This is a genomic window from Streptomyces doebereineriae (assembly GCF_031845645.1).
Taxonomy (GTDB): domain Bacteria; phylum Actinomycetota; class Actinomycetes; order Streptomycetales; family Streptomycetaceae; genus Streptomyces; species Streptomyces canus.
Genome location: NZ_JAVREZ010000006.1, coordinates 137,101 through 159,579 on the forward strand (window position 1 = coordinate 137,101; position 22,479 = coordinate 159,579).

Here is a 22,479-nt window from a genome sequence, read left to right on the forward strand (position 1 = left end):
GCCTATGGGGGTGCCGCGATGTGTTGTTTCGCGGTTGCGGCGCGCCTGTGGCTGGTCGCGCAGTTCCCCGCGCCCCCAAAAAAACATTTCAGTCACCGTTTGCTTCGGAGGAACCTGGCTGCCGTTCCCGCTGCGGCCAGGGCCGCCATGCCGGTGCCGGCCAGGGCGAGAGCCCTTGCCTTCCGGCTCGGCGGACTGGGCCTCGCGCCCGGCGCCACGCCGTACGCGCTGCCCGGCGCACCTGGCAGGGCGGATGCCAGCAGTTCCGCCAGGTGCACCGCCTCGTGGCCGCCGCTGTCGAGTTCGTGGATCTGGGTGCGGCAGCTGAAACCGTCGGCCAGGACCACCGTCTCGGGGGGCTCGTCGCGCAGGCGCGGGAGCAGTACGCGTTCCGCGCATGCCTCGCTGACCTCCAAGTGCCCCGGTTCGAAGCCGAAGTTGCCGGCGAGTCCGCAGCAGCCGGAGTCCAGTTGTTCGGCGTCGACGCCGGCGCGGTGCAGGAGTTTGCGGTCGGCCTGCCAGTCCAGGACCGCGTGCTGGTGGCAGTGCACCTGGGCGAGGGCCTTCGCGGAGCGTTCCGGGACGTGCGGGGACTCGTAGCCGGGGGAGTGCTCGGTGAGCAGTTCGGCGAGCGTGACCGTCTGGTCGCGCAGCCGCCGTACGTCACGGTCGCCGGGGAACAGCTCGGGCGCGTCCGACCGGAAGACGGCCGTGCAGCTGGGCTCCAGTCCGACCACCAGACCGCCGGCCCGGACGTGCTCGGCGAGCCTGCGCACGGTCCGGCCCAACACCCGCTCGGCGGTGGCGAGTTGTCCCGTCGAGATCCAGGTCAGCCCGCAGCACAGCGGCTCCTCGGGCAGGACGACCCGCCAGCCCGCGTGCTCCATGAGAGTCACGGCCGCCTGGCCGATGTGCGGGTGGAAGTGGTTGGTGAAGGTGTCCGGCCAGAGCAGGACGCTGCCGCGCGCCCCGTCGCCGTACGGCTCGTGCCGGGCGAACCACTGCTGCAGCGTCTCGCCGGCGAACAGCGGGACTTCGCGGTTCTCCACGCCCGCGATCGCCACTGCGGCCCTGGACAGGGGCGGGGTGTGGGTCAACGCGTTGACGACGGGCCCGAGTCGGGTGCGTCCGACCACCTGCGCCACGGCGGGCAGCCAGCCCATGGAGAGATGGGCGCGGGGCCTGGGCCACCAGCGGCCCTCGTAGTGGTGGGACAGGAACTCCGCCTTGTAGGTGGCCATGTCGACGTCCGCCGGACAGTCCTTCTTGCAGCCCTTGCAGGCCAGACACAGGTCGAGGGCGTCCCGGACCGCCTCGGACCGCCAGCCGTCCCGCAGCGCGCTGTCGCCGTGCCCGTCGAGCATCTCGAACAGCAGCCGGGCCCGTCCGCGCGTGGAGTGCTCCTCCTCGTGCGTGACCTGGTAGGACGGGCACATCACCGCACCGCCCTCGGTGGTGTGCTGACGGCATTTCCCCACGCCCACACAGCGGTTGGCGGCCTCGGCGAAGGACCCGCCGTCGTGCGGGAAGCGGAAGTGCAGATGGCGGGGGTCGTACGGCGCCCAGTCGCCGCCGAGGCGCAGGTTCTCGTCCAGCCCGTACGGCGCCACGACCTTTCCGGGGTTCATCCGGTCGAGCGGGTCGAAAACGGCCTTCACCTGCTCGAAGGCGGTGACGAGTCGGTCCCCGAACATCCGCGGCAGGAGCTCGCCCCGGCTCTGCCCGTCGCCGTGCTCGCCCGAGAAGGAGCCGCCGAACTCGACGACCAGGTCGGCGGCCCGCTCCATGAACCGCCGGTAGGCGGCCACCCCGTCGGCGGAGTACAGGTCGAAGGGGATCCGGGTGTGCACGCAGCCGTGCCCGAAGTGGCCGTAGAGACTGGGCCCGGTCTCACTGAGATAGCCGAACTCGTCGTACAGGCCCCGCAGTCGGCGCAGGTAGTCGCCGAGCCGCTCGGGCGCGACCGCCGAGTCCTCCCAGCCCTCGAAGGTGTCGGGGCGGCCCGGGATGTGTGCGGTGGCGCCGAGTCCGGCCTCGCGGACCTGCCACAACTCCTGCTCGTGGGACGGGTCGTCGAGGAAGGCGACCTCGGGATCGTGCTCGGACTCGTGCAGGCCGTCCAGCATGCGGTGGGCGTGTTCGTCGGCGTCCTGCAGGGTCTCCCCGCCGAATTGGACCATCAAATAGGCCTTACCCTCGGGGAGTTCGGCGCGGGCCTTCGGATTGAGGTGCTTGATCCGCTCGTCCCGGAGCAGTCGCGAGTCGATGCCCTCCAGCGCGATGGGCTCGTACGGCAGGATCGTCGGGACGGCGTCGGCGGCCGTCTCGATGTCGGGGAACCCGAGGACGACCAGGGTGCGTTCCTTGACCACCGGCGCCAGTTCCAGCTCCGCCCGCAACACCGTGACCAGGGTCGACTCGCTGCCGACCAGCAGCCCGGCGACGTCGAAGCCGTGCTCCGGGAGCAGCGAGTCGAGGTTGTAGCCGGAGACCCGGCGTGGGATGTCCGGGAAGCGGGCGCGGATCTCGTCGGCGTAGGTGTCGCGCAGGGCGCGCAACTGCCGGTACAGGGAGGCCCGTAGATCTCCGTGCCGCTCGATCCCGGCGTACTCCTCGTCGCTGGTCTCCCCGCACCAGAACCGGGTGCCGTCGTACAACTGCACTTCCAGGCGGGCGATGTTGTCGACGACCTTGCCGTAGGCCTGCGCGGTGGCCCCGCAGGAGTTGTTGCCGATCATTCCGCCGATCGTGCAGTTGGCGTGGGTGGCCGGCTCGGGGCCGAACCGCAGCCCGGTCGGGGCGAGTCGGCGGTTGAGTTCGTCGAGGACGATGCCGGGCTGGACGACGCAGGTGCGGGCGTCCGGGTCCACGGACTCCAGACGGTCGCAGTACTTCGACCAGTCGATCACCACGGCGGTGTTGGTGCACTGCCCGGCGAGGCTGGTCCCGCCGCCCCGGGACAGCACCGGCGCGTCGTGCTCGCGGGCCACGGCCACCGCCTCCGCGGCCGCCTCGGGTGTCCGGGGTACGACCACGCCGATCGGGGTCTGCCGGAAGTTCGAGGCGTCCGTCGAGTAGGCGGCCCGGCTCCCCGCGTCGAAGCGGACCTCGCCGTCGACCCGCTCGCGCAGTGCGCGCTCCAGGGCCGCCGTGTCCGGCGGGGGTGCGTCGGGCCGTCGTACGACAGGAACGGGCAGGTCGGAGGTCGCCATGAACTCCTCCTTCGGTGTCTGCGCGGGCACCGGCCCGGGTACCCGCAACCGCACCGGCGACTACTCCGGCCTCGCCTCCAGGGCGAGATCGGGCAGCAATGCGCGCAGTGCCTCGCGCTGGTCGGCGCCCATGAACCGGGTCAGCGCCTCCTTGACCGTCGCGGCGAGGGTGCCGGAGGACTCCGCCAGCAGGCGCCTGCCCTTCTCGGTGAGGGTCACCTCGACGCCCCGCTTGTCGCCGCACACCGACTTGCGGGTGACCAGACCGGCGTGCTGGAGACAGGCGATCTGGTAGGTGAGCCGGGTCTTGGGGCGGCCGAGGAGTTCCGCGATCTTCGTCATGCGCACCCCTTCGGCGGGGCGCGCGCCCAGCAGGCACAGCACCAGGAACTCGTCGTGCGAGACGTCCAGACCGTCCTTGACGGCGGAGCGCAGCTCCTGTTCCACGGCTCCGGTCGCGGCCAGCAGCAGCATCCAGGCATGCAGCTCGGGCGGCAGGAGCCCTTCGGACACGGAGGGACATTCGGACGGGTCGGCCATGGATTCAAGTGTAGCCATTGTCCAAATTTGAAGTATCGGCTAGCGTGATGTCATCCAAATTTGGACCACCTGAGTGAGGAATCATGACCGTCGCCGTCGAAACCGGAACCTGGCAGCTCGACCGGACCGCCACCACCGTGGCCCTGAAGCACAAGACCATGTGGGGCCTGGTCACCGTGAAGGGCGCCTTCGCCACCGTGGACGGCCAGGGCGAGGTGCGGGCCGACGGGTCCGCCGTCGGCACCGTGACCCTCGACGCCGCCTCCCTCGACACCAAGAACGCCAAGCGCGACGAGCACCTGCGCGGGGCCGACTTCTTCGACGTCGAGAACCACCCCCAGATCACCTTCGCGGTGCGCAGCGCCGAACTGCGCGACGGCGGCCAGGTGCATGTGATCGGCCAGCTGACCGCGCGCGGCATCAGCCGCCCCCAGTCCTTCACCGCACAGCTCGGCGACGCGAGCGCCGACGCGGTCACGCTGACCGCCGAGTTCTCGGTGGACCGCGACCACTTCGGTCTGGGCTGGAATCAGATGGGCATGATCCGCGGCCTGACCACGGTCACCGCCACGCTCCGCTTCACGCGGTCGGCAGCGTGACGTCAGCGCTCGACAGCGTCTGCGGCGAGGACGTGAACACCCGGAGCCGGATCCGCTGACCCGGCTCCGGCAGCGCGTACGTCCCCCCGGGCGGCCGGAGCTCATACGTCGCCGTCGCGTGGGCGGGCAGCCTGGCCGGCCCCCGCAGGACCGAGAAGTACGGGTACATGCCCTGGCCCCGGGTCAGCGTGAAGTGCGGCGTGAGCGCGTCGTCGTCCGTGTTGGTGACCCGCAGGGTCAGCCGGGAGAGCGTGCGGACGCCGTGGCGCACGGAGGTGACCTCCATGCGCAGCGGTGGTGAGCCGGTGGCCGCCAGCGCCGCGCTCGCCAGCGCCGGGCTCAGCAGCAGCACGGCCGCGGCGATCCGCGCCGGACGCCGGTACGGGCCGGTCAGTCGGCGCGTGAACGGCTGCCAGGCCCCCGCGAACTCCGCCGCGGGCGCGGTGACCGCCGCCGCCAGCCACAGCGGAGTCATCATCAGGTAGTAGCCGTCCTGCGAACGCGTCGCCAGCCAGAAGGCCAGCCACGGCAGCACGGCCGCCGCCGGGCCCAGTCTGCGCACGAACAGCACGAACAACGCCAGCAGACCGGCGAACAGCAGCAGACTCGCGTACCCGTACCAGTCGACCCGGTCGCTGCCGTTCGTGAGATACAGCGACACATCCACCAGGCCCTGGCCGTGCAGCACCGCGCCCTGGATCAGCGGCAGCGCGATCCCCGTCAGCCATGCGCCCGGCTCGCTCACGATGAAGTACGTGTTGATCAGCAGCCACGTGGTGGCGGCGACCCCGGCGAGCCGCAGCACCACCAGGCCCGCCGACCGCGCGCCGAGCTCCCCACGTCGTACGGCGTAGATCCCGGCGAGCAGGAACGGCGTCAGGAACCACGGCAACTGCTGCGCCGCGCAGGCCGCGCCCAGACACGCGGCCTGCGCCATCCCGGCCGGACCCAGCCGCCCGCCCCGCCCGATCCGGGGCCAGCGCACCACCACCGGCACCAGCAGGGCCAGCGCCAGGATCGCCGGATAGCCGAGACGGCCGTACATGGAAATCATCGAGAACCCCAGGCACGCCATGGTCGCCGCCGGCCGCCACGGCGCGGGCAGCAGCCACCACAGCACGACCGTGCCGACGAGCAGCGCGCCCGTGCTCAGCGCCATGGCGGGCAGACCGCCGTGGCCGAGCCAGAGCAGGGGGGCGGTCAGCAGCGGGGCGAGCGGGGGATAGCCGTACGTCGTGTCGTAGCCGCCCGTGACGGTCGGGGTGAGCGCGATGCCGTTGCCGCCGAAGAGCCAGGGCCAGGGGTGGCCGTAGACCCCGTGCCCGGCGACCAGTTCGCGCGCCGCCTGGGCGGTGAGGACGGACTCGTCGGTGCCGCGGTGGAACAGGACGAACGCACACACGGCGAGCGTCAGCCCGGTCACCAGCACGCACAGGTCCACCCGCGCCAGGGGCCGCCGGCCGCGCACCACCAGCGCGAGAACGCCGCAGACGAGGATCGAGGCGTAGCAGACGGAGATGACCGTGGCCACGGCCGGACGGTGGACGGCCGCCTGCGTCCACACGTCACGGGTGCCGATGAAGAGGCTGACGTCCGCGAGCAGCGTCAGGACGCGATGCCACTGCGTCGGGGGTTCGGGGGCCGTGGACACCGCCGGCCGGGTGGGCCGGCCGGGTGTCGTCAGCTGAGTATCTGCCAGGAGCACGACATCGGACGCTAATCGGACCCGGTGAGCGAGTCGTCGCCGGCGGCCAAGAGACCGGTGTGAGGTGGGTAAGACCCGTTTTCGGCACGGTGGGCGGCGGTGGGCGGTGTGAGCCGACGCGGTCGCGCACCGTGTCGCTGTTGGGCCGAACGGGTGACTTGGCGTAAGAATTGGCTGGTGCAGGCATTGAAGGCGAGTCGGAGCGGGGGCAGCCGGTGAACAGGTACGACGTCACCGATGAACAGTGGGAAGGGCTCGCCCAGGTCGTTCCGTTGCGCGGGCGGGACGCATGGCCGTCCGCGATCGACCACCGGTCCATGCCGGAGGCCGAGACCGAGGCCCGGCGCCGCTTCGTCGTCCTGCGGATCAACGTCTTCGCGGACGCCCGCGAGGTCGCCGAGACCCTGATGGCGGGCATACCCGTCCTGCTCGACCTCACCAGCGCGGAGACGGAGGTCGCCAAGCGGGTCCTCGACTTCAGCACCGGCGTCGTCTTCGGCCTGGCGAGCGGGATGCACCGCGTGGACCGCAACGTGTTCCTGCTGACACCGGCCGGGACCGAGGTCACAGGGCTGATGGAGGGCGCGGGCATGCCGGGGTCGTGAGCCTCGGGGTGGTTCGCTCGTTCGTAGGAAGGGCGTTGCGGAGGAACGGTTCGTCCGGTGGCGGAGTCCTACGGTCCGGATATGCGTGTGTCCCCCACATCCTCTGTCGTGCCCGCTCAGTCGGCTCCTCCGCGCGCGGAGCGGTCGCAGGGCGGTGAGCGCCGCCCCGACCGGCCGTGTCTCACCGAACTGCGGCTGTCCGCGTACGCCGTCCACCGGCGGGCCGGACTACCGCTCGCGCCGCTGACCCTGATCGCCGGGCCCAGCGGGAGCGGCAAGACGAGTGCGCTCAGGGCGTACGAGGCACTCGCCCGGCTCGGTGCCGGCGCGAGCCTCGAGGAGGTGTTCCCGCACCCCCTCTCGTGCGTCCCCGACCGGGCCCGCCCCGACGCACAGCGCCGCCGCGGCTTCCGGATCGGCTGCACGGCCGACGGGCCCGAAGGGCCGGTCCGGCTCGACGTCGCGGTCCAGGCCGCGCCCGAACTGCGCATCGTGGGGGAGCGGTTGACCTCCGGCGGGCTGGTCCTGCTGGAGACCGCCCTGCGCGACCCCTCCCGCCGGGCCGTGCAGGCCGCCTGGCACACGGCCGGGACCGCGCCGGTCACCCGCGCCCCGCTGCCGGACGACCAGCTCGGCACCGCACTGTTGCCGCTGCGCGTGGCCGGCAAGACGGACGGACAGCGGCGCGTCCTCGCCGCCGCCGAGCAGATGGTCGTCGCCCTGCGCTCCGTCTTCGGCTGCGACCCACGGCCCGGCCGCATGCGCCTGCCCGTGCCGACCGGTTCCGGACGGCTCCTCGGCGGCTGCGACAACCTCGCCGACGTCCTGTGGCGCACCCGTACGGAGTGCGGCAGACGCCACGCGCAGCTCGTCGCCGCAGCGCGCGCCGGATGCGCGGGCCCCGTCACCGACGTTCTGGCCGAGCCCCTTCCCACCGGGACGGTCCGGGCGCTGCTCGACCGCGGGGACGGCAGCCGGACGGCGCTCGGGCGGCTGGGCGACGGCGAGTTGAGGTACCTCGCGCTCGCGTTGGTGCTGCTCACCGGGCCCGGGGTACTGGAGGTCGACCCGGTCGGTGAGGTGCCCGCGGCGATGCAGACGCTCACCGTGCTCACCGACAACCTCGACCGGAGCCTGGACCCGCGGCAGCGGGCCGAACTGCTGCGGCTGGCCGTGCGGATGTGCGAGCGCGGACACATCCGGCTCGTCGGCGCGGTGAGCGACGCCTCCTGGGCCGCCGGGGTGGACGGGGTCGCGGTGGTACACCTGGAGCCGTGACAGAACATCTCGACGTGGCGAAACTGCAGCGCCGGCTGGCCGAGTTCGCGGCGGCCCGCGACTGGCAGCCGTACCACACCCCCAAGAACCTCGTCGCCGCGCTCAGTGTGGAGGCCTCCGAACTGGTCGAGATCTTCCAGTGGTTGACTCCCGAGGAGTCGGCGCGGGTCATGGACGACCCCGACACCGCGCACCGTGTCACGGACGAGATCGCCGATGTGCTCGCGTATCTGCTCCAGTTGTGCGAGGTGCTCGGCGTCGATCCCCTGGCCGCGCTCGCCGCGAAGATCGACCGGAACGAGCGGAGGTTTCCGGCACCGTGAGGAAGGGTTCAGTCCTCTTTCACTCTCTGTGATGAAAAGCTGTTCCGAAACCGATTTGTTGTCCACAGATTTCCGTCTACCTCTGGTTTTTCGTTCCGAGCGAGCTCACTCTGGGTAGTGGACAAGCAGGTTCGGGCGGACGTGCCCGGGGGTACGCCGGGACAGACGGGGGCAGCCGATGGACGCGGTGCGGCTCATCGTGACGAGCAGGCGTGCCCTGGCCGGAGGCGGCGAGGCGCCTCAGGTCATGGCGGAGGTGTGGCAGGCGCAGGCCCTGGCCCAGGCGATAGGGAGCCGCCTCGCGGTCGCAGGGCCTCCCGAACTCCGGGGCGAGGCCTTGGGGTTGACCGAGCTGGCGGGCCGCGGTTGCGGTGTCCTCGACCGCCCCGACATCGCCCTGGCGGAGTTGCGGGCCGCCCAGCTCACCGAGCTCGGCGACGCCCGCCAGGCGCTCCTCTACCTCGGCGGCCTCCTCGGCGAGGTGGGCATAGCCCTGGTCGGCCTCGCGTCCGCGGCGGACGACGAGACGACGTACTGGCAGTGCATGGAGGCGATCGACGCGGCGGACGAGTCGCGGGACCGGGTGCTGCAGATGCTGCGAAGACTGGCGGATCGGGGGGATGAGTTGCCGGAGGCGGGGTGAGTTCTTCGGCTGCGGGCCGCCACGACGCACCCGCAGCCGAAGACTGATCTCAGCCGGCCCCCTCCTCACCGACCCCCCGGGGCGACGACAAGCCGGCTCCGCCTGGGCCAACGATCACCACAGGACTCGGTCACTGGTGCGGCCACGGGGACCGATGGGACCACGGTGAACCCCTGCGTGCAGGATGGAGGTATGGATCTCCGTATCTTCACCGAGCCCCAGCAGGGCGCGAGCTACGACACCCTCCTCACCGTCGCCAAGGCCACCGAGGACCTGGGCTTCGACGCGTTCTTCCGTTCCGACCACTACCTGAAGATGGGCGACGCCGACGGCCTCCCCGGCCCCACCGACGCCTGGATCACCCTCGCCGGCCTCGCCCGTGAGACCAGGCGCATACGCCTCGGCACCCTGATGACCGCGGCCACCTTCCGGCTCCCCGGCGTCCTCGCCATCCAGGTCGCCCAGGTCGACCAGATGTCCGGCGGCCGCGTCGAGCTGGGCCTGGGCGCCGGCTGGTTCGAGGAGGAGCACGCGGCGTACGGCATCCCGTTCCCGAAGGAGAAGTTCCCCCGCCTCGAGGAGCAGCTGGAGATCGTCACCGGCCTGTGGGCCACCGAGCCCGGCGAGACCTTCGACTTCCACGGCGAGCACTACGACCTCACGAAGTCGCCCGCACTGCCCAAGCCCGCCCAGAGCAGGATCCCCGTGCTGATCGGCGGCCACGGCGCGACCCGCACCCCGCGTCTGGCCGCCCGCTACGCCGACGAGTTCAACATGCCGTTCGGCTCGCCCGAGGACAGCGAGACGCAGTTCGGCCGGGTCCGCGCCGCCGCCCAGGAGGCGGGCCGCGCGGCCGACGCGATCACCTTCTCCAACGTGCTCGTCGCCTGCGTCGGCAAGGACGACCAGGAGGTCGCCCGCCGTGCCGCCGCGATCGGCCGCGACGTCGAGGAGCTCAAGACCAACGGCCTGGCCGGCACCCCCGCCGAGGTCGTCGACAAGCTCGGCCGCTATGCCGCCGCGGGCTCGCGCCGGATGTACCTCCAGGTCCTCGACCTCGACGACCTGGACCACCTGGAGCTGATCTCCGCGCAGGTCCAGTCGCAGCTGTCGTAATCGGCTCGGCGCCTTTCGATTAATCGAAGGCGCAGGTCGGACGGATCGTGCGAAGCTGAGGACGTCGTCCTGCCGGCCCCCCGGGATCACCGTCCTCGGGGGCCTTCGCACGTACGGCGTCAATGTCCCGTCCACCGGCCGGAGAGGCCACTCGCATGTTTCTGACGATCAGTACCACCGGCACTCCCGAGCGCCCCGCCACCGACCTCGGTTTCCTGCTGCACAAGCATCCCGAGAAGGCGCAGGCGTTCTCCACCTCCTACGGCAGGGCGCACGTCCTGTATCCCGAGGCGGACGATCAGCGCTGCACGGCGGCGCTGTTGCTGGAGGTCGACGCGGTGGCGCTGGTCAGGCGCGGCAAGGGCAAGGGGCGCGGCGGCGCCCCGGACGCGGCGCTCGCGCAGTACGTCAACGACCGCCCCTACGCGGCGTCTTCGCTGCTCGCGGTGGCGCTGAGCGCGGTCTTCTCCAGCGCGATGCGCGGGGTGTGCAGCGCCAAGCCTGAACTTCCGTCGCAGACACGGCCGTTGCGCATCGAGGTGCCCGCTGTGGCGGCCCGCGGCGGCCCGGAACTCGTACGCCGCCTGTTCGAGCCGCTCGGCTGGACCGTGACGGCCGAACCGGTCGCGCTGGACACCGAGTTCCCCGAGTGGGGCGACTCGCGCTATGTCCGCCTCGAACTGGAGTCCACGCAGCTCACCGTCGCCGAGGCCCTGCGTCATCTGTACGTCCTGCTGCCCGTCCTCGACGACGCCAAGCACTACTGGGTGGCCTCCGACGAGGTCGACAAGCTGCTCAGGGCCGGTGAGGGCTGGCTGCCCGCGCACCCGGAGCAGAAGCTGATCACCAGCCGCTACCTGTCCCGCCGCTGGTCGCTGACGCGTGAGGCGATGGAACGCCTGGAGCTGGTGCGGCTCGCCGAGGCCGACGACAGCGAGGTCGAGGAGATCGACAATGCCGTCGAGGCGGAGACCGAGACCGAGGAGAAGCCGACCCCGCTCGCGGTCCAGCGCCGTGAGGCCATCCTGGAGGCGCTGCGCGCGGCCGGCGCCGCCCGCGTCCTCGACCTCGGGTGCGGACAGGGCCAGTTGGTGCAGGCACTGCTCAAGGACCCGAAGTTCACCGAGATCGTCGGCGTCGACGTGTCGGTGCGGGCGCTCACCATCGCCTCCCGGCGGCTGAAGCTGGACCGCATGGGGGAGCGGATGGCCTCCCGCGTCCAGCTCTTCCAGGGCTCGCTGGCGTACACCGACAAGCGGCTCAAGGGGTACGACGCCGCCGTGCTCAGCGAGGTGATCGAACACCTCGACCTGCCCCGGCTGCCCGCCCTGGAGTACGCGGTGTTCGGCGCGGCCCGCCCGCGGACCGTCCTCGTGACGACCCCGAACGTCGAGTACAACGTCCGCTGGGAGTCGCTCCCGGCCGGGCACGTCCGGCACGGCGACCACCGCTTCGAGTGGACGCGGCAGGAGTTCCGGGCCTGGGCCTCGTCGGTGGCCGAACGACACGGCTACGACGTGGAGTTCAGGCCGGTGGGACCGGACGACCCGGAAGTGGGACCGCCCACCCAGATGGCCATTTTTGAATTGAGCACAGCTGTGATCAGGACCGAGAAGGAGGCGAAGGCGGCATGACCGAGATCCAGCGCACGGGACGGACTCTTCCCGTCACCGACCTCTCCCTCGTCGTCCTCGTCGGCGCCTCGGGTTCCGGCAAGTCCACCTTCGCCCGCCGGAACTTCAAGCCGACCGAGGTGATCTCCTCGGACTTCTGCCGGGGCCTGGTCTCCGACGACGAGAACGACCAGGGCGCGACGAAGGACGCCTTCGACGTCCTGCACTACATCGCGGGCAAGCGTCTGGCCGCGGGCCGCCGCACGGTCGTCGACGCGACCAGTGTGCAGGAGGACAGCCGACGGCAGCTGATCGACCTGGCGAAGAAGTACGACGTGCTGCCCATCGCCATCGTCCTGGACGTGCCTGAGGAGGTGTGCGCCGAGCGCAACGCGGCCCGCACCGACCGGGCCGACATGCCGATCCGGGTCATCAAGCGCCACATCCGTGAGCTGAGGCGTTCGATCCGCCGCCTGGAGCGCGAGGGCTTCCGCAAGGTGCACGTCCTGCGCGGCGTGGCGGACGTCGAGAACGCCACCGTCGTCACCGAGAAGCGCTTCAACGACCTGACCCACCTCACCGGTCCCTTCGACATCGTCGGCGACATCCACGGCTGCGCCTTGGAACTGGAGTCGCTGCTCGGCAAGTTGGGCTACGCCGACGGCGTCCACCCCGACGGCCGTACCGCGGTCTTCGTCGGCGACCTCGTCGACCGCGGCCCCGACAGCCCCGGAGTGCTGCGGCGCGTGATGTCGATGGTCAAGTCGGGCAACGCGCTGTGCGTGCCGGGCAACCACGAGAACAAGTACGGCCGTTACCTGAAGGGCCGCAAGGTCCAGCACACCCACGGCCTCGCGGAGACCATCGAGCAGATGGAGAGCGTCTCGGACGAATTCCGCTCCGAGGTACGGGAGTTCATCGACGGACTCGTCAGCCACTACGTCCTCGACGGCGGCCGCCTGGTCGTCTGCCACGCCGGTCTGCCGGAGAAGTACCACGGCCGCACCTCCGGCCGGGTCCGCTCGCACGCGCTGTACGGCGACACCACCGGAGAGACCGACGAGTTCGGGCTGCCGGTGCGCTACCCGTGGGCGGAGGACTACCGCGGCCGGGCGGCCGTGGTCTACGGCCACACCCCGGTCCCGGAGGCGACGTGGCTCAACAACACGATCTGCCTGGACACCGGAGCGGTCTTCGGCGGCAAGCTGACGGCCCTGCGCTGGCCGGAGCGGGAGCTGGTCGACGTACCGGCGGAGCGGGTCTGGTACGAGCCGACGAAGCCGCTGAAGTCGGAGGCGCCCGGCGGGCAGGACGGCCGGCCGCTGGACCTGGCCGACGTGCACGGCCGCAGGGCGGTCGAGACCCGGCAGGCGGGCCGGGTCGCCGTCCGGGAGGAGAACGCGGCCGCGGCTCTGGAGGTGATGAGCCGCTTCGCGGTGGACCCGCGGCTGCTGCCGTACCTCCCGCCGACCATGGCACCGACGGCCACCAGTCACCTCGAGGGGTACTTGGAGCACCCTGCCGAGGCCTTTGCGCAGTACGCGCAGGACGGTGTCGAGCGCGTCGTGTGCGAGGAGAAGCACATGGGCTCGCGGGCGGTGGCCCTGGTCTGCCGGGACGCGGAGACGGCCCGCAAGCGCTTCGGCGTGGACGGCCCGACCGGCTCCCTCTACACCCGCACCGGCCGCCCGTTCTTCGACGACGAGTCGGTGACCGAGGCGATCCTGGACCGCTTGCGCGAGGCGATCGGCGAGGCGGGCCTGTGGTCCGAACTCACTGCGTCCAACAGCGCCTCCGGCGCGGGCGACTGGCTCCTGTTGGACGCCGAGCTGATGCCGTGGTCGCTGAAGGCCTCGGGCCTGCTGCGGTCGCAGTACGCGGCCGTCGGCGCCGCGTCCGGCGCGGTCTTCCCGGGCGCGCTGGCCGCGCTCCGGGGTGCGGCCGACCGGGGCGTGGACGTGACGGACCTGCTGGCCCGCCAGCGCGAACGGGCCGACGCGGCAGGCGCGTTCACCGACGCGTACCGGCGCTACTGCTGGACCACCGAAGGCCTGGACGGCGTCCGCCTTGCGCCGTTCCAGATCCTCGCGGTCCAGGGCCGCAGCCTCGCCGCGCTCCCGCACGACGAGCAGCTGGCCCTGCTGGACCGCCTGGTGGAGCACGACGGCACCGGCCTGCTCCAGACCACCCGGCGCCTCTACGTCGACACCGGCGACCCGGAGTCGGTGCGGGCGGGCGTCGACTGGTGGCTGGAGATGACCGGCCGCGGCGGCGAGGGCATGGTCGTCAAGCCGCTCGGCGCGGTGGTCCGCAGCCCGGAGGGCCGGCTGGTCCAGCCCGGCATCAAGTGCCGCGGCCGGGAGTACCTGCGGATCATCTACGGTCCCGAGTACACCCGCCCGGAGAACCTCGACCGGCTGCGCAAGAGGTTCCTGAACCACAAGCGCTCCCTCGCGATCCGCGAGTACGCCCTCGGCCTGGAGGCCCTGGACCGGCTGGCGGAGGGCGAGCCGCTGTGGCGGGTCCACGAGGCGGTGTTCGGGGTGTTGGCGCTGGAGTCGGAGCCGGTGGACCCTCGTTTGTGAGGCGTGGCTCACCCCACCAACCGCAACCGCTCCCCGCACACCCCCACCTCCACGGTCTGCCCCCACGTCAGCTCCAGCGAGTCGCCCTCCATCCCGTCCCCGAAGGCGATCAGGTGTTCGGACTCGACGGTGAGGCGGAGGCGGGCGGGGGCGGGGAGTTCGCCGGCGGTCAGCAAGGTGCCGGTGGCCGGGGAGGGCCAGGCCTCGCGGACGAACCAGACCAGGCGGGTCTCCGTCGGGGCCGGCAGCCGTAGGGCGGCGCCCCGCTCCTGCCACACGGACCGGAGCCAGCCCGTGGCTCCGGTCCCCGTCCCCACCAGCACCCCGGAGGAGGCCTGGGCCTCGACGACACCCCCGTCGCCCTCCAGGCCCAGGCGGTATCTGGCGGTCTGGTGTCCGGCGGCGCCCAGGTAGATCTCGTTCAGCGCGACGAGCCGCTGGGTGTCGTCCGCCACGGCCTCGACCATCGTCAACTCGTCGACGCCCGCACCGGCCGCCGTCAGCAATTTGGCGGTGTCCCGCGGTCGGTGCCGCACCAGGACACCGGGGTTGCGGCCGGGGTCGGTGTCGATGCCCACCACCCGTTGTCCGGAGAGGTATTTGGCCGCGTTCGCCACGAGACCGTCCTGCCCGACCACGATCACGACGTCCTCGGGCGCGAACAGGAAGCGGTCCAGGTCGGCTCGTTCCACCCGCGCCTGACGCCAGGTCAGCGGAATCGCGGAGGTCACCTCGGCGAGCGCCCGCCGGGTGCGCTCATGACGTTCGGCGACCTCCGCGATGTCCCGGCCCCGGGAGGAGAGGAAGAAGGCGGCCTGGCCGTGGGTGCCGTGGTGGGCCACCAACTCCTCGTACTCCGTGGTGCGGTGAACCAGGACCGCTCGCGGTGCGAGACTCACTCCGGCTCCCGTGCGCCCAGCTTCGCCAGCAGCCCCGTCAGCACGTCCGGCGAGATCGTCACGCTGTCGATGTTCGGCAGGTTCTCCGCGAGCCGGGTCCCGGCGAGGGCGTGCAGCGTGGCGACCTCGACGTCCGCGTGCACCCGCAACCAGGCGGCCTGCGCCTGCGCCTTCGCGTCGCCCACCGCGCGCGCCCCTTCGGCCTCCGCGCGAGCGAGCCGTACCGACCGTGTCGCCTCCGCCTCGGCCCGCACCGCATCCGCCGCCGCGTGCTCCTCCGCCTCCCGGCGTGCGTTCGTGCCCCGCTGCTCGACCAACTGCTCCTCGCGGCGGGCGAGTTCGATCTGGCTGGCCAGTTCGTTCTCGGCGATGGCCCGCTCCCGCTCCACGGCGACGGCCCGTCGTTCGTAGGTCGCCCGGTCGGCCTCCTGCTGAATCTGTTCGCGGGCCGGGGTGCGCAGCGCCCGCTCCACCTCCGGCTCGGGGCGCAGCGCCATCACGCGTACGGCCACCACCTCGATGCCGGTGGCCGGCAGCCGCGGTTCGGCGTCCAGGCCCGCCGTGATTCTCTCGCGCACCGCCGAAACGCCGTCGACCAGGGCGGAGGCCAGGGAAGTCCGGGTCAGTACGTCGAGCGCGTGCTGCTGGGCCGTCTCCGTGAGCAGCGTGCCCAGTTGCTCCAGGGGTGCGCCCCGCCACACCCCGGTGTCCGGGTCGATCGAGAAGTCCAGGCGGGCGGCGGCGAGCGCCGGGTCGCCGATCCGGTAGGTCACCGTCGCCTGTACCGCCACGTCCTGGAAGTCCGACGTACGGGCATGGAACGTCATGGCCAACTCGCGGTCGTCCACCGGAACTTCGGAGAGCGCGGCCGTCAGTGCGCGGAACCAGAAGCTGAGCCCCGGACCGTCGTGCAGCAGTGTGCCGCCGCGGTGGTGCCGGATGTGCGCCGTGGGCGCGCCGCGCAGATGGCGCCAGCCGAGGCGCCGGGTGATGTCGGCCATTGAACCCCCTCTTTTCGTCTGTTGGACGATAACGGTGAGGGGTGCTTGTCGTCAAGGGGACGAGAACAAGAAAGCAGGGCGGACGGAGGGGTCAAGAGGCTCCCCGTTGGTCAGGATGGAGGCATGGGATTCCATGTCGACTCCGAGACCGGGCGGCTGCGCCGCGTCATCCTTCACCGGCCGGATCTCGAGCTCAAAAGGCTCACCCCCAGCAACAAGGACGCACTGCTCTTCGACGACGTGCTGTGGGTGCGCCGGGCGCGCGCCGAGCACGACGGGTTCGCCGACGTGCTGCGCGACCGCGGGGTCGCCGTCCATCTCTTCGGCGACCTGCTCACCGAGGCCCTGGAGATCCCGGCGGCCCGGTCCCTCGTCCTGGACCGCGTCTTCGACGAGAAGGAGTACGGCCCCCTGGCCACCGACCACCTCCGGGCCTCCTTCGAGACGCTGCCCGCCGCAGAGCTGGCCGAGGCCCTCGTCGGGGGCATGACCAAGCGGGAGTTCCTGGAGGCTCACCCGGAACCGACCTCCGTGCGCTTCCACGTCATGGACCTCGACGACTTCCTCCTCGCCCCGCTGCCCAACCACCTCTTCACCCGCGACACCTCCGCCTGGATCTACGACGGCGTCGCCGTCAACGCCATGCGCTGGCCGGCCCGGCAGCGCGAGACGGTCCACTTCGAGGCGATCTACCGTCACCACCCGCTCTTCCGTGACGAAACGTTCCACATCTGGTCGGAGGGGCAGGCCGACTACCCGTCCACCATCGAGGGCGGGGACGTCCTCGTCATCGGCAACGGCGCCGTCCTCATCGGCATGAGCGAGCGCACCACGCCCCAGGCCGTCGAGATGCTCGCGCACAAGCTGTTCGCCGAGGGCTCCGCGCAGTCGATCGTGGCCCTCGACATGCCGAAACGGCGGGCCTTCATGCATCTCGACACCGTGATGACGATGGTCGACGGCGACACCTTCACGCAGTACGCCGGACTCGGCATGCTCAGGTCGTACACCATCGAACCGGGCGTCGGTGACAAGGAGCTCAAGGTCACCGACCACCCGTCGGAGCACATGCACCGCGCGATCGCCGCCGCGCTCGGGCTGAGCGAGATCCGTGTGCTGACCGCCACCCAGGACGTGCACGCCGCCGAGCGCGAGCAGTGGGACGACGGCTGCAACGTCCTCGCCGTCGAGCCGGGTGTCGTCGTCGCCTACGAGCGCAACGCCACCACCAACACCCATCTGCGCAAGCAGGGCATCGAGGTGATAGAGATCCCGGGCAGCGAGCTGGGGCGGGGAAGGGGCGGGCCGCGCTGCATGAGCTGTCCGGTGGAGCGGGAGGCCGTATAGGAGGGATCTCTTATGGAACGCCCGATCGCATAGTCGTACAGGAGTCTGTATATAAATGCTGAGCGTCGTATAGACTTCCAAGGGTCCGCTGTTCACGTACCTCTGGAGCGCCCCCATGGCGACAGTCCCGACCGCCCTCGCCGGCCGCCACTTCCTCAAGGAGCTCGACTTCACCGAGCAGGAGTTCCTCGGGCTGGTCGAGTTGGCAGCCGAGCTGAAGGCCGCCAAGAAGGCGGGGGCCGAGACGCGGTACCTGAACGGGAAGAACATCGCGCTGATCTTCGAGAAGACCTCGACCCGCACGCGCTGCGCGTTCGAGGTCGCGGCGGCGGACCAGGGCGCCTCGACGACGTACCTGGACCCGTCCGGCTCGCAGATCGGCCACAAGGAGTCCGTACGGGACACCGCGCGCGTGCTCGGTCGTATGTACGACGGGATCGAGTACCGCGGGGACAGCCAGCAGAAGGTGGAGGAGCTCGCCGCGTATGCCGGGGTGCCGGTGTACAACGGGCTCACCGACGACTGGCACCCCACGCAGATGCTGGCCGACGTGCTGACGATGACCGAGCACACCGCGAAGCCGGTCCGGGAGATCGTCTTCGCCTACCTCGGCGACGCGCGGTTCAACATGGGCAACTCGTATCTGATCACCGGCGCGCTGCTGGGGATGGACGTACGGATCGTCGCGCCGAAGGCCTACTGGCCCGAGCAGGACGTCGTCGAGCGGGCTCGTACGCTCGCCGTGGACAGCGGGGCGCGGATCAGCCTCACCGAGTCGCTGGAGGAGGGTGTGCGGGGGGCGGATTTCGTCGCGACCGATGTCTGGGTCTCCATGGGAGAGCCGAAGGACGTGTGGGACGAGCGGATCGCGGCGCTGTCGCCGTACGCGGTGACCACGGAGGTGCTGCGGGCCACGGGGAACGCGGACGTCAAGTTCCTGCACTGTCTGCCCGCCTTCCACGACCTCGGTACGAAGGTGGGGCAGGAGATCTTCGAGACCCATGGCCTGGAGTCCCTGGAGGTCACGGACGAGGTGTTCGAGTCGGTGCACTCGGTGGTCTTCGACGAGGCGGAGAACCGTCTGCACACGATCAAGGCCGTCCTGGTGGCGACGCTGGCCTGAGCGTCACGCCGGGTGCCACTGAGACGGCACCACCGGCAGACGGAACCACACCGCCTTGCCGGTCTCGGTCGGGCGGTGCCCGCACGACGAGCTGAGCGCCCTGATCAGGAGCAGGCCCCGGCCGTGCTCCTGCCAGGGGTCCGGGTCCCTGGTGTCCGGCTGGGTCAGATGGCCCGGGGGTGCCGGGTCCGGGTCGTGCACCTCCACCTGGCAACCGGTCGGCAGCAACTCCACGACCAGCTCTATCGGGGTGTCGCCGGAGGTGTGTTCCACGGCGTTCGCCACCAGCTCCGCCGTCAGCAGCTCCGCGGTGTCGCAGTCCGCCCCGTGGTCCAGCTCGGCCAGCGCGGTGCGGACCAGAGCGCGCGCCACGGGCACGGCCGCGGCGGAGTGCGGCAGCGCGATGCGCCAGGAGGCGGAGGCCGGGGGGCGATCTTGCAAGGCGGGTCCGTTCATGAGCAGGCTGTCCTGCTTTCAACCTTATGAATGGTACGGCGCCGTCGGATACGTCGTCCGGCGGGCGCCGTACGGGACCTTCGGCCCCGTTGGCAGGCGGCTTACCCGTAGCAACGGCTTGCCTCCCGCCGCTGATCCCGCCGTTGCCGGTCTGTCGGCGAACCGTGACGGATGTGACCGCGCCAGGTCACATCCGGATGCCTTTATCGCGCACTCGTGACGACAGTCAAAGAGGGGTGATAGCTTCGAGAGGAGAGCGCACCTGGATGCGCCTGGATCCTCGCCACTCGCACTTCGTCCGAGCACGGGAGGCCGCACGCCATGAGTCCCTTCACCGGCTCCGCCGCCCGCACCTCCGACTGGCGGCATCTGCGCGTCGACCTCACCGACGGGGTCGCCACCGTCACCCTCGCCCGCCCCGAGAAACTCAACGCGCTCACCTTCGGCGCCTACGCCGACCTGCGCGACCTGCTCGCCGAACTGTCCCGCGAGCGTTCCGTCCGCGCCCTGGTCCTGGCCGGCGAGGGCCGCGGTTTCTGCTCCGGCGGTGACGTCGACGAGATCATCGGCGCGACCCTCGCCATGGACACCGCCCAGCTCCTCGACTTCAACCGGATGACGGGCCAGGTGGTGAGGGCCGTACGGGAGTGTCCGTTCCCGGTGATCGCGGCGGTGCACGGGGTGGCGGCGGGCGCGGGCGCGGTCCTCGCCCTGGCGGCCGACTTCCGGGTCGCGGACCCCTCGGCCCGCTTCGCCTTCCTCTTCACCCGGGTCGGCCTGTCCGGCGGTGACATGGGCGCGGCCTATCTGCTGCCTCGCGTGGTCGGCCTCGGCCATGCCACCCGGCTCCTCATGCTCGGGGAACCGGTCCGCGCTCCCGAGGCCGAGCGCATCGGCCTGATCAGCGAACTGACCGAGGAGGGCGGCGCGGACGAGGCCGCCGCGCGCCTGGCCCGCCGTCTGGCCGACGGCCCGGCACTGGCGTACGCCCAGACGAAGGCCCTGCTGACGGCGGAGCTGGACATGCCGTTGGCCGCTTCGGTGGAACTGGACGCCTCGACGCAGGCCCTCCTGATGAACGGCGAGGACTACCGGGAGTTCCACGCGGCGTTCACGGAGAAGCGGCCGCCGAAATGGCAGGGACGGTGATCATGTCCCTCTCCGTCCCCCGCATCGCGATCATCGGCGGCGGCCCCGGTGGGCTCTACGCTGCCGCTCTGCTGAAGCGGCTCGATCCCGGGCGTGAGGTCACCGTGTGGGAGCGCAACGCCCCCGACGACACCTTCGGCTTCGGCGTGGTCCTCTCCGACGAGACCCTCGGCGGCATCGAGCACGCGGACCCGGTGGTCTACGAGGCGATGCAGTCCGACTTCGTCCGCTGGGACGACATCGACATCGTGCACCGGGGCGTACGGCACACCTCCGGAGGCCACGGCTTCGCCGCACTCGGCCGCAGACGGCTCCTCGAGATACTGCACGACCGCTGCCGCGCTCTCGGCGTGGACCTCCGCTTCCGTACGGTGGCCCCGGCCGGCCTCGAAGAGACGCACGACCTCGTCATCGCCGCCGACGGCGTCAACAGCACGACACGCGAACGCCACAGCCATGTGTTCCGCCCCCATGTGACCCCGCACCACTGCCGCTACATCTGGCTCGCCGCCGACTTCCCTTTCGACGCCTTCCGGTTCGAGATCGCCGAGACCGAACACGGCGCGATGCAACTCCACGGCTACCCCTATGCGCCCGACGCCTCGACTGTGATCATCGAGATGCGCGAGGAGGTCTGGAGGGCGGCCGGCTTCGACGAGGTCACCCCACAGGAGTCGACGGAGAGCTGCGCCAAGATCTTCGCCGAAGCACTCCGCGGCCGCCCGCTGCGCTCCAACAACTCCACGTGGACCACCTTCCGCACGGTGGTCAACGACCACTGGTCGCACGGCAGCACCGTGCTGCTCGGCGACGCGGCCCACACCGCCCACTTCTCCATCGGCTCCGGCACCAAGCTCGCCGTCGAGGACGCCCTCGCCCTGGCCGCCTCCCTGGAGGAACAGCCTTCACTGGAAGAGGCGTTGGCGGCCTACGAGGCGGAGCGCAAACCCGTCGTCGCCTCCACACAGCGCGCCGCCCGCGCCAGCCTGGAGTGGTTCGAGAACCTCGGCCTGTACCTCGACCAGCCGCCCCGCCAGTTCGCCTTCAACCTGCTCACCCGCAGCCGCCGCGTCACCCACGACAACCTCCGCCTGCGCGACGCACGCTTCACCGGCGCCGTGGAGCGCGAGTTCGGCTGCGCGCCGGGCACGCCCCCGATGTTCACCCCGTTCCGGCTGCGCGGTCTGACGCTGCGCAACCGGGTCGTGGTGTCGCCGATGGACATGTACTCCGCCACCGACGGCATCCCCGGCGACTTCCACCTGGTCCACCTGGGCGCCCGGGCCCTCGGCGGTGCCGGGCTGGTGATGACCGAGATGGTCTGCGTCTCGCCCGAGGGACGCATCACGCCCGGCTGCACCGGCCTCTACAACGGCAGGCAGGCCGTGGCCTGGAAACGGATCACCGACTTCGTGCACGCGCAGTCGCCGGGCACCGCGATCGGCGTGCAGCTCGGACACAGCGGCCGCAAGGGCTCGACCAAGCTGATGTGGGAGGGCATCGACGAGCCGCTGCCGGACGGCAACTGGCCGGTCGTGGCGCCGTCCCCGATCCCGTACAAGCCCTCCCACCAGACCCCGCGCGAGCTCGGCCGTGCCCAACTGACCGACATCCGTGAGCAGTTCACGGCGGCGGCCTGGCGTGCCGCCCGGGCCGGCTTCGATCTCCTCGAACTGCACTGTGCGCACGGCTATCTGCTCTCCGGCTTCCTCTCCCCGCTGACCAACCTGCGCACGGACGCCTACGGCGGCTCGCTCGCGAAGCGCCTCCGCTTCCCGCTCGAAGTCTTCGACGCCGTCAGGGGAGTGTGGCCGCAGGAACGGCCCATGACCGTCCGTATCTCCGCCACCGACTGGGCCGAGGGCGGCAACACGGCCGAGGACGCCGTCGAGATCGCCCGCGCCTTCGCCGCGCACGGCGCCGACGCGATCGACGCTTCGACCGGGCAGGTCGTGGCCGAGGAGCACCCGGAGTACGGGCGGTCGTACCAGACGCCGTACGCCGACCGGATCCGTCACGAGACCGGTGTCCCGGTGATCGCGGTCGGCGCCATCTCCTCCTGGGACGACGTCAACTCGCTGATCCTGGCCGGGCGTACGGATCTGTGCGCGCTGGCCCGCCCGCATCTCTACGACCCGCACTGGACCCTGCACGCGGCCGCCGAGCAGGGGTACGACGGTCCCGGCGTCGTCTGGCCGGACCCGTACCGCGCGGGCAGCCGCCGACCGCAGACCGGACGCACCGATGCCCCCAAGCCCCGCCTCACACTGGGGACTTGAGGGGGT

Annotated in this window: 18 protein-coding genes; 12 read left to right on the top strand and 6 right to left on the bottom strand. The window is 71.2% G+C overall.

Annotated elements, in window-relative coordinates; genetic code table 11:
- Positions 1 to 92: 92 nt before the first annotated feature.
- Both RNB18_RS19325 and RNB18_RS19330 read right to left on the bottom strand, forming a co-directional pair.
- Positions 93 to 3,212, bottom strand: coding sequence for an FAD-binding and (Fe-S)-binding domain-containing protein (locus RNB18_RS19325; protein ID WP_311715326.1), 3,120 nt, complete (start codon positions 3,210 to 3,212; stop codon positions 93 to 95).
- A gap of 60 nt (positions 3,213 to 3,272) precedes the next feature.
- Positions 3,273 to 3,752, bottom strand: coding sequence for a MarR family winged helix-turn-helix transcriptional regulator (locus RNB18_RS19330; protein WP_311715327.1), 480 nt, complete (start codon positions 3,750 to 3,752; stop codon positions 3,273 to 3,275).
- An 83-nt stretch (positions 3,753 to 3,835) separates the two neighbouring features.
- On the opposite strand from RNB18_RS19330, the gene RNB18_RS19335 reads away from it, so the two are divergent.
- Positions 3,836 to 4,351, top strand: a complete 516-nt coding sequence (locus RNB18_RS19335; protein WP_311715328.1) for a YceI family protein — start codon at positions 3,836 to 3,838, stop codon at positions 4,349 to 4,351.
- On the opposite strand, the gene RNB18_RS19340 is transcribed toward RNB18_RS19335, so the two are convergent.
- Complete coding sequence (locus RNB18_RS19340) at positions 4,332 to 6,056, bottom strand: hypothetical protein (protein ID WP_394817643.1); 1,725 nt, start codon at positions 6,054 to 6,056, stop codon at positions 4,332 to 4,334. The two genes, RNB18_RS19335 and RNB18_RS19340, sit on opposite strands and share 20 nt — an antisense overlap.
- Positions 6,057 to 6,271: 215 nt before the next feature.
- Between RNB18_RS19340 and RNB18_RS19345 the strand changes: the two genes are divergently transcribed.
- The 7 genes from RNB18_RS19345 (at position 6,272) to RNB18_RS19375 (ending at position 14,219) form a co-directional block, all read left to right on the top strand.
- Positions 6,272 to 6,661, top strand: a complete 390-nt coding sequence (locus RNB18_RS19345) for a cell division protein SepF (protein WP_176742435.1) — start codon at positions 6,272 to 6,274, stop codon at positions 6,659 to 6,661.
- Between the two features lie 81 nt (positions 6,662 to 6,742).
- Positions 6,743 to 7,939 (top strand): AAA family ATPase, encoded by a 1,197-nt coding sequence (locus RNB18_RS19350; RefSeq protein ID WP_311715329.1) that lies wholly within the window; start codon positions 6,743 to 6,745, stop codon positions 7,937 to 7,939.
- Complete coding sequence (locus RNB18_RS19355; protein WP_311715330.1) at positions 7,936 to 8,262, top strand: nucleotide pyrophosphohydrolase; 327 nt, start codon at positions 7,936 to 7,938, stop codon at positions 8,260 to 8,262. Before RNB18_RS19350 ends, RNB18_RS19355 begins: the two co-directional genes overlap by 4 nt.
- A 178-nt stretch (positions 8,263 to 8,440) precedes the next feature.
- On the top strand, positions 8,441 to 8,905 hold the full coding sequence (locus RNB18_RS19360) for a DUF6099 family protein (RefSeq protein ID WP_266509164.1): 465 nt from the start codon (positions 8,441 to 8,443) through the stop codon (positions 8,903 to 8,905).
- 192 nt (positions 8,906 to 9,097) lie between these two features.
- Entirely contained in the window at positions 9,098 to 10,021 is a 924-nt protein-coding gene (locus RNB18_RS19365) for an LLM class F420-dependent oxidoreductase (RefSeq protein WP_311715331.1), read from the top strand.
- A 155-nt stretch (positions 10,022 to 10,176) separates the two neighbouring features.
- Positions 10,177 to 11,655, top strand: coding sequence for a 3' terminal RNA ribose 2'-O-methyltransferase Hen1 (locus RNB18_RS19370; RefSeq protein ID WP_311715332.1), 1,479 nt, complete (start codon positions 10,177 to 10,179; stop codon positions 11,653 to 11,655).
- On the top strand, positions 11,652 to 14,219 hold the full coding sequence (locus RNB18_RS19375) for a polynucleotide kinase-phosphatase (RefSeq protein ID WP_311715333.1): 2,568 nt from the start codon (positions 11,652 to 11,654) through the stop codon (positions 14,217 to 14,219). The genes RNB18_RS19370 and RNB18_RS19375 overlap by 4 nt, the downstream gene beginning before the upstream one ends.
- 8 nt (positions 14,220 to 14,227) lie before the next feature.
- Here RNB18_RS19375 and RNB18_RS19380 read toward each other — a convergent pair whose 3' ends face one another.
- Both RNB18_RS19380 and RNB18_RS19385 read right to left on the bottom strand, forming a co-directional pair.
- Entirely contained in the window at positions 14,228 to 15,118 is an 891-nt protein-coding gene (locus RNB18_RS19380; protein ID WP_311715334.1) for an NAD(+)/NADH kinase, read from the bottom strand.
- Positions 15,115 to 16,119 (bottom strand): SPFH domain-containing protein, encoded by a 1,005-nt coding sequence (locus tag RNB18_RS19385; RefSeq protein WP_311715335.1) that lies wholly within the window; start codon positions 16,117 to 16,119, stop codon positions 15,115 to 15,117. The genes RNB18_RS19380 and RNB18_RS19385 overlap by 4 nt, the downstream gene beginning before the upstream one ends.
- 123 nt (positions 16,120 to 16,242) lie before the next feature.
- Between RNB18_RS19385 and RNB18_RS19390 the strand changes: the two genes are divergently transcribed.
- Both RNB18_RS19390 and argF read left to right on the top strand, forming a co-directional pair.
- Positions 16,243 to 17,466 (top strand): arginine deiminase, encoded by a 1,224-nt coding sequence (locus RNB18_RS19390; RefSeq protein ID WP_311715336.1) that lies wholly within the window; start codon positions 16,243 to 16,245, stop codon positions 17,464 to 17,466.
- A gap of 115 nt (positions 17,467 to 17,581) precedes the next feature.
- Entirely contained in the window at positions 17,582 to 18,589 is a 1,008-nt protein-coding gene (gene argF, locus RNB18_RS19395; RefSeq protein WP_311715337.1) for an ornithine carbamoyltransferase, read from the top strand.
- Between the two features lie 3 nt (positions 18,590 to 18,592).
- On the opposite strand, the gene RNB18_RS19400 is transcribed toward argF, so the two are convergent.
- Positions 18,593 to 19,045 (bottom strand): ATP-binding protein, encoded by a 453-nt coding sequence (locus tag RNB18_RS19400; RefSeq protein ID WP_311715338.1) that lies wholly within the window; start codon positions 19,043 to 19,045, stop codon positions 18,593 to 18,595.
- A 321-nt stretch (positions 19,046 to 19,366) separates the two neighbouring features.
- On the opposite strand from RNB18_RS19400, the gene RNB18_RS19405 reads away from it, so the two are divergent.
- Positions 19,367 to 20,194: an enoyl-CoA hydratase family protein gene (locus RNB18_RS19405; protein WP_311715339.1), complete on the top strand. Its 828-nt coding sequence runs from the start codon at positions 19,367 to 19,369 to the stop codon at positions 20,192 to 20,194.
- Between the two features lie 2 nt (positions 20,195 to 20,196).
- Complete coding sequence (locus RNB18_RS19410) at positions 20,197 to 22,473, top strand: bifunctional salicylyl-CoA 5-hydroxylase/oxidoreductase (RefSeq protein ID WP_311715340.1); 2,277 nt, start codon at positions 20,197 to 20,199, stop codon at positions 22,471 to 22,473.
- Positions 22,474 to 22,479 lie beyond the last annotated feature (6 nt).